Source organism: Cryptosporangium sp. NPDC048952 (assembly GCF_043197895.1).
Classification (GTDB): Bacteria; Actinomycetota; Actinomycetes; order Mycobacteriales; family Cryptosporangiaceae; genus Cryptosporangium.
The window spans coordinates 105,923-118,661 of the sequence record NZ_JBICTY010000007.1 but is presented as its reverse complement, the minus strand read 5'-3'; the positions used below and the strand labels follow the sequence as shown (position 1 = coordinate 118,661).

General features: G+C 69.6%; 8 protein-coding genes. 3 read left to right on the top strand and 5 right to left on the bottom strand.

Annotated features, from left to right (window positions below; translation table 11 throughout):
* Positions 1 to 5 precede the first annotated feature (5 nt).
* Positions 6 to 944: a phosphoglycerate dehydrogenase gene (locus tag ACGFY5_RS34050; RefSeq protein ID WP_392726653.1), complete on the bottom strand. Its 939-nt coding sequence runs from the start codon at positions 942 to 944 to the stop codon at positions 6 to 8.
* Positions 945 to 985: 41 nt separating this feature from the next.
* Positions 986 to 1,891, bottom strand: coding sequence for a LysR family transcriptional regulator (locus tag ACGFY5_RS34045; protein ID WP_392726651.1), 906 nt, complete (start codon positions 1,889 to 1,891; stop codon positions 986 to 988).
* A gap of 132 nt (positions 1,892 to 2,023) precedes the next feature.
* On the opposite strand from ACGFY5_RS34045, the gene ACGFY5_RS34040 reads away from it, so the two are divergent.
* Both ACGFY5_RS34040 and ACGFY5_RS34035 read left to right on the top strand, forming a co-directional pair.
* Positions 2,024 to 2,821 (top strand): SDR family NAD(P)-dependent oxidoreductase, encoded by a 798-nt coding sequence (locus ACGFY5_RS34040; RefSeq protein ID WP_392726650.1) that lies wholly within the window; start codon positions 2,024 to 2,026, stop codon positions 2,819 to 2,821.
* A complete protein-coding gene (locus ACGFY5_RS34035) occupies positions 2,818 to 4,179 on the top strand; it encodes an FAD-binding oxidoreductase (protein ID WP_392726647.1) in 1,362 nt (453 codons plus the stop codon). Before ACGFY5_RS34040 ends, ACGFY5_RS34035 begins: the two co-directional genes overlap by 4 nt.
* Here the strand turns inward: ACGFY5_RS34035 and ACGFY5_RS34030 are convergent.
* The 3 genes from ACGFY5_RS34030 to ACGFY5_RS34020 are packed head-to-tail and all read right to left on the bottom strand — an operon-like array spanning position 4,151 to position 10,632.
* Positions 4,151 to 7,603: an indolepyruvate ferredoxin oxidoreductase family protein gene (locus ACGFY5_RS34030; RefSeq protein WP_392726644.1), complete on the bottom strand. Its 3,453-nt coding sequence runs from the start codon at positions 7,601 to 7,603 to the stop codon at positions 4,151 to 4,153. The two genes, ACGFY5_RS34035 and ACGFY5_RS34030, sit on opposite strands and share 29 nt — an antisense overlap.
* Positions 7,578 to 9,299 (bottom strand): IlvD/Edd family dehydratase, encoded by a 1,722-nt coding sequence (locus ACGFY5_RS34025; protein WP_392726641.1) that lies wholly within the window; start codon positions 9,297 to 9,299, stop codon positions 7,578 to 7,580. The genes ACGFY5_RS34030 and ACGFY5_RS34025 overlap by 26 nt, the downstream gene beginning before the upstream one ends.
* The gene (locus ACGFY5_RS34020; protein ID WP_392726640.1) at positions 9,289 to 10,632 is read right to left on the bottom strand and encodes a carboxymuconolactone decarboxylase family protein; all 1,344 of its coding nucleotides are present in this window, start codon (positions 10,630 to 10,632) and stop codon (positions 9,289 to 9,291) included. The genes ACGFY5_RS34025 and ACGFY5_RS34020 overlap by 11 nt, the downstream gene beginning before the upstream one ends.
* A 192-nt stretch (positions 10,633 to 10,824) precedes the next feature.
* On the opposite strand from ACGFY5_RS34020, the gene ACGFY5_RS34015 reads away from it, so the two are divergent.
* Positions 10,825 to 12,705 carry an SLC13 family permease gene (locus ACGFY5_RS34015; RefSeq protein WP_392726638.1) on the top strand — a complete coding sequence of 627 codons (1,881 nt, stop codon included), beginning with the start codon at positions 10,825 to 10,827 and terminating at the stop codon, positions 12,703 to 12,705.
* Positions 12,706 to 12,739 lie beyond the last annotated feature (34 nt).

Sequence of the window (12,739 nt, the reverse complement as noted above, 5' to 3'; positions counted from 1 at the left end):
GTCGGTTACGCGTCTACGCGGAAGCGGGGCTTGCCTTTTAGCGCGGCGACGAGCTCGATGGCGCCTTCGCGGCCGGCGGCTTCGCGGGCTTCGGCGGTCTGGCCGGCCATGTGGGAGTAGACAGTGATGCCGTCGATGCCACGCAGCACGCTGTCGGCGGGCAGCGGTTCCACGGCGGTGACGTCGAGCGCGGCCCCGGCGATCCGGCCCGCGCGCACCGCGTCGGCGAGCGCGGACTCGTCGACGATCGGACCCCGTGCGGTGTTCACCAGCAGGGCGGACGGCTTCATGAGGGCCAAGGTCCGGGCGCCGATCAACCCGCGGGTGGCGTCGTTCAGCGCACAGTGCAGCGACACGACGTCCGACCGCCCGAGCAGAACGTCGAGCTCCACGAACTCCACGCCGGGCACGTCGTCATCCACCGAGCTGAAGCACAGGATCGTCATCCCGAACGCCCGCGCGAGCGGCACGACGGCGCGCGCGGTCGCGCCGAACCCCACCAACCCGAGCGTCGACCCGCGCAGTTCGTGCCCGTCGGTCCGGGGCCACCGACCCTCCGCGACGCCGGAAGCCAGCGCGACCAGGTGGCGTGACGCATCGAGCATCAACCCGATCGTGTACTCCGCGACGGCGTTGGCGTTGATCCCCGGCAGATTGCTGACACTGATGCCGAGCCGATCAGCGGCCGCGACGTCGACCGAGTCGTACCCGACACCCGTACGCACGACAGCCCGAAGCGTCTCGGCCCGCGACAGCACCGCCGCAGTCATCGGCTCGTTCGCGATCAACGCGCCCTCGATGCCGTCGAGCAGAGCGACCAGCTCCTCCTCGGTGCGGCGCTTCGTCATCGGCTCGTGCACCGTCTCGTGACCGTGCTCACGCAGGTAGACGTCCACCGCGTCGCCGGGACGCAGATAATCGGTCGTGACGAGAATGCGAGCCATGACCGGACCGTAACGAGCCGAACTTCAGCGAATAAGCCCGCTCACGGAAAGGCCACCTTGCCCTCAGGGCAACGCTTCTTCACCTTCTCCCAGAACCGTTCGGCCACCGGTGCCTGCCGGGCCTTCGCCCGCCAGAGCCGGATCTCGATCGGAATGTCGTCCTCGGGAGTACCGGCGTGCACGAGGCGCCCGGACTCGAGGTCGTCCTCCACCAGACTGCGCGCCGTCCAGGTCGCCCCACGACCATCGCGCGCCATCTCGACCAGCACGCTCGCGAGGTGCGACGAGAAGATCGGCCGACGCGGCGGCCGCCGACCGGACGCCAGCCACGCCGCCTTCAAAATGCGCCCCATCCCGGACTCCTCGGTGAACGCCAGCTGCGGAGCGGCGTTGAGCGCGTACCGCTCGGCCAGCTCCGGCGACAGCACGGGGATCAGCAAATCCTCACCGAGCCGGATCGACCGGAAGTCGGCATCCATCCGCGTGGCCGCCGCCGGGTGGTGGTGACACAGCAGGAACTGCGACTTCCCCTCCACCATGCGTTTCTCGCAGGCGACCATGTTGTCCGCGGTCAGCTCCATCGTGCCGTTCGTCGGCGACTCCAGATCCATCTGCCGCAGCCACGCCGGGAAGAACGTCATCGACAACACATGAGTCGACGCCAGGCGAAGCGTCTTCGAACTGGCCCGCGCGAGCAGCCGCACCTCGTTGCGCCCCACGCGGAGGCGGCGGAGCGTCTCCTCGGCGACGGTGCGGAACCGCTCACCGGCCGGAGTGAGCCGGAGGGTGTGGGTGGTGCGGTCGACGAGCGTCGTTCCGACCCACTTCTCCAGTGAGCGGATCCGGCGGCTGAACGTCGGCTGGCTCACCGACCGCGCCTCGGCCGCGCGCGAGAAGCTCCCGTGGTCGATCAGCGCGATGAAGTCTTCGAGCCATTCAATGTCCACGAGAGGCTCCCGGTGCTGTGTAACAGGCGATCGTAGGCCTCTCTCGGAGGACGCGGCAACAGTCACGATGTGCATGAAACGATGCCTCGCTCGTAGGTACCTCCGGCGCTTCCCGTGGTTAGGGTCGCGGTCATGTCGGGACGACTCACCGGGAAGACCGCGCTGATCACGGGTGCCGGCCGCGGGCTCGGCCGGTACTGCGCGCTGGGTTACGCGGCCGAGGGTGCGACAGTGATCGTGGCGGCCCGCTCGGCGTCGGATCTGGACGAAACGGTCGCGCTGATCGCGCACAGCGGCGGCACCGCACACGCGGCGCCCGTCGACGTCGCCGATCCGGACTCGATCGCCGCGCTCGTCCGACGGGCGCTCGCGGTGACCGGACGCCTCGACGTCGTCATGGCCAACGCGGCCCACTTCGCAGCGGGCGGCTTCTCCACGGTGACACCCGCGGACTGGGAGCAGCAGTTCCGCGTCAACGTGCACGGCGTGTTCCACCTCGTCCGGGCCGTCGTCCCGGTGCTGGCCGCGCAGGGCGGGGGACACGTCATCACGGTCTCGTCGGTCGCGGCGCACAGGAGCAGCCCGTACGGCGTCACCAAGCGGGTCGTCGAGGAGATGACGCTCGGATTCGCGGCCGAGCAGCGCGAGGCGGGGATCGCGGTGAACGCGCTGCGCCCGGTGGCCGCGATCGCGACGCCCGGGTGGCTCGCGAGCCGGAGCCCGCAGGCGCTGGCCGAGCGCGCCCACCGGGTCTCGCCGCCCGACAGCTACGTGGAGGCGGCGATCCTGCTCGCGACGCAGCCCGGGCACCGCACCGGCGCACTGCTCACCGACGCCGACGTCATCCGCGAGTACGGCGCACCGGGCGAGCTGGAGCGCTTCCGAGCACTGAACGCACCGATCTGGGCGAGCGAAGGGATCACCGCATGATCGCCGATGTCCTACTGGCCCAGCTGGGCGACGGGGTCGTGACCACCGACCCGGACGTCCTCGCGGCCTACGGGTCGGACTACGCCCCGTTCTGCCCGACCGGCACCGCGGCGGTGCTGGTCCGGGCGCGCTCCACCGACGACGTGGTCACCACGATGCGCGCGGCGCACGAGGCCCGGGTGCCGGTCGTGCCGCAGGGGGCACGCAGCGGCCTGTCCGGCGGCGCGAACGCCGTCGACGGATGTGTGCTGCTCAGCCTGGAACGCATGAACCGCATCCTCGACGTCGACGCCGGTGAGCAGCTCGCGGTGGTGCAGCCCGGTGTCGTCAACGCGGTGCTGTCGCGGACCGTCGCCGAACAGGGCCTGTTCTACCCACCGGACCCGGCGTCGTGGGAGTTCTCGACGATCGGCGGCAACGTCGCCACCAACGCCGGCGGCCTGTGCTGCGTGAAGTACGGCGTCACCGGCGACGCGGTCCGCGCGCTCGAAGTGGTGCTGGCCGACGGCTCGCTGCTCCACACCGGACGGCGTACCGCCAAGGGCGTCGCCGGCTACGACCTCACGCACCTCTTCGTCGGGTCCGAGGGCACGCTCGGCGTCGTCACCGAGGTCACGGTCGCGCTGCGGCCCGCTCCGGCGCCGTCGCTGACCGCCGCGGCGACGTTCGCCGACGTCACCGACGCCTGCCGGGCAGTCAACGACGTGATGGCCTCCGGGCTGCGGCCGTCCCTGCTCGAACTGATGGACGCAGCGTCGATCGAAGTGGTGTCCACCCATCGGGACCTGGGTTTCGGCGCCGACGTCGGCGCGCTCCTGATCATGCAGTCGGACGTCGCCGGTTCGGAGCTGGAAGCGTTTGCCGACGCCTGCCGTCGGCATCGGAGCATCGACGTCGTCGTGGCCGAGAGTCCCGAGGAGGGCGAACTGCTCGTGGAAGCGCGCCGGCTGATCGGACCGGCGCTCGAAGGACTGGGGCTGGGTCTGTTGGTCGAGGACGTGTGCGTCCCCCGGCGCCAACTGGCGCCCCTGGTGTCCGGTGTCGCTGACATCGCCCGCGAGCTGAACGTCCGCATTCCCGTCAACGGGCACGCCGGTGACGGCAACATGCACCCCGTCGTCGTTTTCGACGCCACCGACGTGGACGCCACCCGGCGCGGTCAGGCGGCGTTCGAAGCGATCCTGAAGCTGGGGCTCGACCTGGGCGGCACGATCACCGGCGAGCACGGCGTCGGTGTCCTCAAGCGCGCGTGGCTCGAGACCGAGCTGGGCGCGGTGTCGACCCGCGCCCAGCTGGCGGTCAAGAACGCCCTGGATCCCTTCGGGATCCTCAACCCCGGAAAGATGCTTCCGTTCTGAGTTCGGTCAGCCGCCGATGGTAGGCGTCGACGTTACGCAGCTTGACGTGTTCGTAGCCGCGGATCATGTCCGGGAGCGCGGCGATCTCCACGGCGGTGTCGAGGTCGTCGGCGCTCACGGTGCACGTGAGCTCAGTCAGGATCGAGCGGTACTCGGTGACCAGCGCCCGCTCGACGCGACGCACCGAGGCGTACCCGAACACGTCGAACGGCGTACCGCGGAGGCGTCGCATGGCTCGGAGCAGTACGAACGCCCCGCGGAACCAGCGGCCGAGCGTCAGCTTGTTCGTCATCCCGAGCGCGCGCAGCACCGGTGGATGCAGCCGGTAGGAGGCCCGGTACCCCGGGCCGAACTCGGCCCGGAGGGCAGCGTCGAGCGCCGGGTCGAGCGACAGCCGCGCGACCTCGTACTCGTCCTTGTAGGCCATGAGTTTGTGCAGGTTCCGCGCTGCGGTGAGCGCGAGCTCCTCCGAACCGGGCACGGCCGCGTCTTCGGCGGCGCGGACCTTCTCGATCAGTTCGACGTAACTCGTCGCGTAGCCGGGGCCCTGGTAGGCGATCAGATCGGCGACCCTGTTCACGACCAGTGCCGCGAGCTCACCGTCGTTCCGTGCGCGCACGGTTTCGGCTGTCCGGACCGCTTCGGGCGAGGGCTCGACCGTCGTGGGGGTCGACGGGGGCAGCGCGGCCAGGAGTGCGCTCGGATCGGAGACGAGCTGGCGGCCCCGGCGGAACGCCTGGACGTTGCGTTCGACCTGGACCCCGTTGAGGCCGATCGCTTCCTCCAGCGTGTCCGGCGGCAGCGGCAGCGCGCCGAGTTGGAACGCCACGCCGAGGAGAAAGAGGTTCGCGAACTGGTCGTCGTCGAACAGGTCTTTCGTCAGGCGGCGGGCGTCGACGAAGCGGCTGTGGTCGGCGCGGGACGCGGCCTGGATCTGATCGACGGTGCGGGTCGTCTCCGGGAACGCGACCGACGTGTCGGTCACCATCGCGCCGGTGGGTACCTCGGCGGTCGAGACCACCGCGACGGTCCGGGCCGGGTCGGCGACACCGAGGTAGGTCGGGCCGGCTGCGACCAGCAGGTCGCAGCCGAGGTACAGGTCGGCTTCGCCGCGCGCGACCTGGTTCGCCCGGTTGAGCGGCCGCGTCGCGATCTTGACGTCGGACACCACGGCGCCGCCCTTCTGGGCGAGTCCGGTCTGATCCAGCGTGCGCACGAACCGGCCGGAGCGGGCCGCCGCGGTCGCGACGATCTGCGCGGTCGTGACGACACCGGTGCCGCCGATGCCGGTGATCCGCATGCTGAACTCGTCGGCGTTCACCGTGGTGGCGGGCGCGGGAAGATCGCCGAGGTCCTCAGCGGTGGGTTTCGTCTTCTTCGTGCCGGGCGTGACGGTGAGGAACGACGGGCAGTCGCCGTCCAGGCACGAGAGGTCGACGTTGCACGACGCCTGGTGGATGCGGGTCTTGCGGCCGTGTTCGGTACTCACCGGCTGCACCGAGAGGCAGCTCGACTTCGCGCCGCAGTCGCCGCAGCCCTCGCAGACCCGTTCGTTGATGAACGCGCGCTCGGTCGGAACGTCGACGAGTTTGCGTTTGCGTTTGCGGCGCAGTTCGGTAGCGCACTCCTGGTCGTGGATCAGTACGGTGACGCCAGGGATCGTGGCGAGCTCCTCCTGGGTCGGGACCAGGGTGTCGCGGTGCCGGACGTCGATGCCTCTTATTCCTCGGTAGCGCGTGGGGTCCTCGGTGGTGACGACGATGCGCTTGACGCCCTCTGCCGTCAGCTCGCTGACGATCTCGGCGACGCTCATCCGGCCGACCGCCTGCTGGCCGCCGGTCATGGCGACGGCGGAGTTGTAGAGGAGCTTGAAGGTGATGTTGGCGCCGCTGGCGACGGCGGCTCGGACGGCGAGGCTGCCGGAGTGGTGGAACGTGCCGTCGCCGATGTTCTGGATCAGGTGCGGGGCGGTCACGAACCGGTGCATGCCGATCCACGGGGCGCCTTCGCCGCCCATCTGCGTCATGCCGACGACCTCGCCCACGCGGGTGCTGGGCATCAGGCCGACCATGGCGTGACAGCCGATTCCCGCGCCGACGAGCGATCCGTCGGGGGTCTCGGTGGACCGGTTGTGCGGGCACCCCGAACAGAAGTAGGGGGTGCGGGGGAGCAGCGGCAGCAGCGCCCGAGCGGGCTCCGCCCCTCGCGGCGTGGCCGCGCGCGGCCCGCTCGGCGGTGCGATGTGTTCGGAGAGGCGCGCCCGCAGGGCGGTGGCGATGAGTTCCGGGCCCAACGCCGCGTGGGCGGGGAGGAGTGGCTTGCGGTCCGGGGTGGTCTTGCCGGAGACAGCGGGGGCGCCAGGGCGTCCATAAAGAATGTCTTTGACGGCGGTCTCGATGAACGCGCGCTTCTCCTCGACGACGATGATCGCGGTGAGCCCGTCGGCGAACTCGATGATCTGGTCGTGGTCGAGCGGGAACACCAGGCTCAATTTGAGCAGCCGGATCCCGGGGAGCTCGCTGAGCCCGAGCGAGGCGAGCGCCTGCCGGGTATCGAGGTAGCTCGCCCCGGAGACGACGATGCCCACTGTCGCGTCGCGGGCCCCGAAGACCGAGTTCAAACCGTTCGCCACCGCATACCGGGAAGCCAGCACCGCGCGCTTCGACGCCACACTGCGCTCCAGCTCGGCGAGCAACGGCTGCACGAACCGAGCGGTGACCTCGTGCACGTACGCAGCTCCGTCGACACGGTTGTCCGGAATCACCGGCCGCACCCGATCCGGCCCCACCTCGATCGTGGCCGATCCGTCAGCGACGTTGGTCGCAACCTTCATCCCCACCCACAGCCCGCTGAAGCGCGACATCGCGATGCCGTGCACCCCGAGATCGAGGATGTCCTGCGGATCGCCGGGGCTGAGCACGGGTAATCCCAGCTCGGCCATCGCGATCTCCGAGCTGCTCGGCACCGTCGACGACTTGGCGGTGGCGTCGTCCCCGACCACGACCAGTGCGCCGCCCTCGGGATGCGCGCCGCCGAGGTTGGCGTGCCGGAGCGCGTCAGTGGCCCGGTCCAGGCCGGGCGCCTTCCCGTACCAGATCCCGATCACGCCGTCGTGCTTCTTCGTGGGCTGCGTGCCCACGAGCTGACTGCCCTGCACCGCGTTGGCAGCGAGCTCCTCGTTGAGCCCCGGCGTGAACACGACCCCGTGCTCGTCGAGCAGCGCGCTCTGCCGGGCGAGCTCGAGGTCGTACCCGGCCAGCGGTGAGCCCTCGTACCCGCTGATGAAGGCGGCGGTGTCGCGACCGGCGGCGACGTCGTGCCGGCGCAGGTCGAGCGGCAGCCGGACCAGCGCCTGCAGCCCGGACAGGTACACCGTGCCGCGCTCGCTGGTGTAGCGATCAGTGCTGAGCCGGGGGGACGTCACTGCCGCTCCTTCCGATCAGGAACTCCAGGTCGGCACCGTCGTGGGCCTGGTTCACGGTGTCGACGTAGAGCTTCGCGTAGCCCCGCGTCGCCTTGGGGTGCGGCGCTGTCCGCTCGGCGAGCCGCTGCTGCAACTCGTCGTCGGAGATCTTCAGATCGAGTCGGCGCTCCGCGACGTCGAGTTCGATGACGTCGCCGTTGCGGACGACGGCGAGAGCGCCGCCGACGGCGGCCTCGGGAGAGACGTGCAGGACGACAGCGCCGAACGACGTGCCGCTCATCCGGGCGTCGGAGATGCGCACCATGTCGGTGACGCCCCGGGCCAGCAGCTTCGCGGGAATCGGGATCATCCCCAGCTCCGGCATGCCGGGGAAGCCGCGGGGTCCGCAGTTCTTCAGCACGAGAACGCTGTCGTCGTCGACGTCCAGGTCCGGGTCGTCGATCCGCTGGTGGAGGTCGTCCTGGTTCTCGAAGACGACGGCCCGGCCGGTGTGTTTCAGCAGCTGCGGATCCGCGGCGGACGGCTTGATGACCGCGCCCTCGGGGCACAGGTTGCCGCGCAGGACCGCGATGCCCGAGTGCGCCTTGAACGGCTTGTCCACCGAGTAGATGACGTCGTCGTTGAGGCAGTGCGCGTGCGCGTTGTTCTCCGCCAGGGAGCGGCCGGTGACGGTCAGCGCGTCGCCGTTCAGGAGGCCCGCCTCGCACAGGTCCCGGATGATCACCGGTAGGCCACCGGCCTCGTGGAAGTCCTGCATGAGGTAGCTGCCCGAGGGCTGGATGTTGAGCAGCGTCGGGATGTCCCGGCCGATCTGGTGCCAGTCCTCGATGTCGAGCGGCACCTCCATCCGCCGTGCTACCGCGGTCAGATGGATGACCGCGTTAGTGGATCCACCGATGGCAGCGTTGACCTTGATCGCGTTCTCGAGTGCGGTCCGCGTGACGACTTTGTCCATCGTCAGGTCCTCGTGCACCATGCCGACGATGCGGCGCCCCACCATGCGGGCGAGCACTCGTCGGCGGGCATCGACGGCGGGGATCGCGGCGTTGTGCGGCAGGCCGATGCCCATCGCCTCGACCATCGCGGCCATCGTCGAGCCGGTGCCCATGACGTTGCAGACACCGACGGTACGGGCGAGGCACGACTCGGCCTCCTCGACGTCGGCCATCGTGGCCCGGCCCGCGCGGACGTCCGCCGAGAGGTGCCAGGCGTCCTTGACGCCGAACGGGGCGCCGCGGAAGCTGCCGTTGAGCATCGGGCCCGCCGAGATGCCGATGGTCGGCAGGTTAACGCTCGCCGCGCCCATCAGCAGGCCGGGGGTGGTCTTGTCGCACCCCATCATCAGCACGACGCCATCGAGCGGGTTGGCGCGCAGCGTCTCCTCGACGTCCATGCTGGCCAGGTTGCGCAGCAGCATCGCGGTGGGGCGGGTCAGCGTCTCGCCGGTGGAGATCACCGGGAACTCCATCGGGACGCCGCCGGCCTCGAGGATGCCCTCGCGCACGTGCTGCGCCAGCTCGCGGAAGTGCGAGTTGCAGGAGGTCAGGTCGGACCAGGTGTTGCAGATGCCGATGACGGGACGACCGTCGAAGTGGTCCTGCGGCACACCACGGCTGCGCACCCAGGCCCGGTGGGTGAAGTTCTTCGCGCCGGAGCCGCCGAACCATTCCTGGGAGCGCAAGTGCTTATCGGACATGCTGAAGGCTCCGGAATGCGTCGAGCTCGGGCAGGTAGCCCAGCGAACCGTCCTCGAGCGTCGTACCGAAGTTGCGGGCGACGCACGACTGCAGGACGTAGAGGCCGTAGACGAGGATCAGGTCCGTGACGCCTTCGGACCCGAATTCGTCGAACTTGTCCCAGTTCTCGTCGGAGAGCCGGTTGTTGTAGTACAGGTCGTCGACCGCGCTGACGATCGTCCGGTCGAAGCCCCGCAGGTTCGGGCTCGCCGGCCCCTCGGCGACGCCGAGCAGGTCCTGATCGGTGACGCCGATCTTCAGGCACGCTTTGCGGTGCTGCGACCACAGGTACTCGCTGTCGCACAGCCAGACCGTGCGCATGCAGGCCAGCTGCCAGACGCGGGTGGGGAGGCTGGTGTCGTCGATCGCGCGCTTCCCGAACGAACTCATCGAGCGGCCGAAGGCGGGGTAGTTGATCATCGCCTTCTGCAGCTTCGACGTGGTCGGCTTGCCACGTCGGCCCATGCGGTTGGTCTGCTCGATCTGTTCCGGGCTCAGGTCGGCGTAGTCGGCTTCGAAGACGCGTTTCAACAGAGTGCGTGGGGCTGCTTTCGTGGTGTCGGGGATGACGTGTTCGCGGTCCCAGCCGGTGAGACCGTCCTCGAGTTGGACGCCCATGCTGTTGCCGGCCGCGGCCAGGGTGACGACCACGGCGTAGGTCGACATGAGGTCGAGCAGGGCGTTCGGGCCCAGGCGGTCGATGCGGTACCACTTCTCGTCGGAGAGGTGGTGGGTGTGGTGGAGCTCGTCGATCGCCTCGATCGCGTGCCGCTCGATACCAGTGAGCCGCTCGCTAGCGCCACCGCTCGCGGGGCCGCTCGTGCCGCCGCTCGCGCCACCGGTCGTGGGGCCGCTCGTGCCGCCGCTCGCGCCACCGGTCGCGCCACCGCTCGCGCCACCGGTCGTGGGGCCGCTCGCGGCGCCGGTCGTGGGGCCGGTCGTGGCGTCGCTTGGGGCGTCGCTCGTTCCGGCGCGCGCGACCGCGTCGAGGAGGTGGTCGTTGAGGGCGGCGTCCTCGCGGAGGTGGGCCCACAGGTATTCGCTGTCGCACAGCCATGCCGCGCGCAGGGCGGCCAACCTGGCCAGCCGGGGCGGAAGGTCGCTGGTCAGGCTGACGCGCGTGGTCAGGCGGCCGAGGGAGCGTGAGAACTCCGGGTAGTTCAGGAACGTCTTGACCATGGCCGTCGAGTCGCCCTCGGCGAACGGGCCCATCTTGATGCGGACGGCCTCCTGGCGACCCTCGAGATGGCCCAGATCCACTGGCTTCACGCGCATCGGAAACGTCGTCGACACCGATTTCTCCCGTCGAATTCGCGGCTGGATCCCGTCGACGGTAGGCGTCGGAATGAGCGTGGGGCCAGTAGAAAGCGTTGACCAATTGATGCGTCTAACGCATAAGGGCGATCGTCGAGATCGGACGCTATTCATCTGCCGTATCGAAGGATGCGACTTTCGCACTGGTGAATCTCGGGCGCGATTCGTAACGTGACCGGCGCTGCACCGTCGCACGCACAGTCGGCCTCGTGGAGGCTGAGAGGAACGCCGATGATTGCTCTGCTGGGTCTCGCCACGATCGTGGTATTCACCGTGTTGATCATGACGAAGCGGGTGTCGGCGGTTGCCGGGCTCGTGCTCGTGCCGACCGTGTTCGGGCTGATCGGTGGGTTCGGTACGGAGCTGGGCGACATGATGGTCGGGGGGTTGGTCGAGACCGCGCCCACCGCGGTGTTCCTGGCCTTTGCGTTGCTGTATTTCCTGGTGATGATCGAGTGCGGTCTTTTTGAGCCGCTGGTTCGGCGGATCCTCGCGGTTGTGGGCGAGGATCCGGTGCGGATCGTGGTGGGCACTGCAGTTTTGATCATGGTCGTGGGATTCGATGGGGACGGTTCGACCGCCGCGTTCATCACGATCACCGCGATGTATCCGATTTACCGTCGGGTCGGGATCAATCCGTTGATCATCGCAATGCTGTTGGGGCTCATCAGCCCGATTTTGAACTGGATGCCTTGGGGTGGGCCGGCGGCGCGCATGTCTGTTGCGCTCAAGATCGACGTGGCCGACATCGTCGTGCCGATGCTGCCCACGTTCTTCGTCTGCCTGGCCGGTTGCCTGGCCTTCGCCTACGTCCTGGGCCGCACCGAACGCGCCCGCCTATCCAAACTGACCACCACTCTCGCTGCGGCCTCCCAATCAACCGGCGCATCCGGAGCCGGCGACGCGGCGGCCGCCACCCCCAATGCGCCCCGCGGCCCCATCCCGCCCAGCGCGCCCGGCGCCCCCATCCCGGCCAGCGCGTCCCGCGGCCCCATCGCGGCCAGCGCGCCCGGCGCCCCCACCCCGGCCAGCGCGACCCGCAGTCCCAGCGCGCCCGGCGGTCCCAGCGCGCCCGGCGCCCCCATCCCGGCCAGCGCGACCCGCAGTCCCAGCGCGCCCGGCGGTCCCAGCGCGCCCGGCGGCCCCAGCGCGGCCAGCGCGCCCGGCGGCTCCAGCGCGGCCAGCGCGCCCGGCGGCTCCAGCGCGGCCAGCGCGACTGGCGGTCCCAGCGCGGCCGGCAGGCCGAACGCAACGACCTCGGCCGGCGACCCCGGCCCGGATGGCGCCTCGAGTGGGGCCAGTGCACCCGGCGCGATCGGGGTGGAGCGCGAGGCGGGTAGCGTCGAGAGTGGGGGTGTGGGCGTTGAGCCCGTGGGCGCGGAGCCCGAGGGTGGGGTTGTGGCTTCGGGGCGGCAGGCGCGGCGCTTGGCGGCGAAGCCGAAGAACATCTGGTTCAACCTGGCGCTCACCATCCTGATGATCGTCAGCCTCGGCCTGGAGATCCTGTCACCCCCAGCGGTCGTGATGATCGCCTTCGCCATCGCGGTAACCGTCAACTTCCCGCACCTCAAAGACCAGGACGAACGACTCAAGCCCCACAGCGGCACGGTGATCAACCTGATCACGATCATCCTCGCCGCAGGCGCCTTCACCGGCATCCTCAACGACAGCGGCATGGTCGAAGCGATGTCCAACGCCCTCGTGAACCACGTCCCCGAAGGCTGGGGCGCAGGCTTCGCCTTCGTGGTGGCCGTCGTCTCGGTCCCACTCCTGTTCATCCTGTCCAACGACGCCTTCTACCTCGGCGTCGTCCCCGTCCTGGCCAAGACGGCAGCAGCCTTCGGCATCGCACCGGAAGTCATCGCCCACTCGGTGCTGCCCAGCATGTTCCTGCACTCACTGAGCCCACTCATCGCACCCATCTACCTGGTAGCGACCCTCCTCCGAACAGACATCGGATCGCTCCAGCGCTTCGCCCTGCCCTGGGCCATCGCGATGACACTGCTGGCCATCGCCGCCGGCGCGCTCACCGGCGCAATCACCTTCGCCTGACCGAAACACCGAAACACCGAAACACCGAAACACC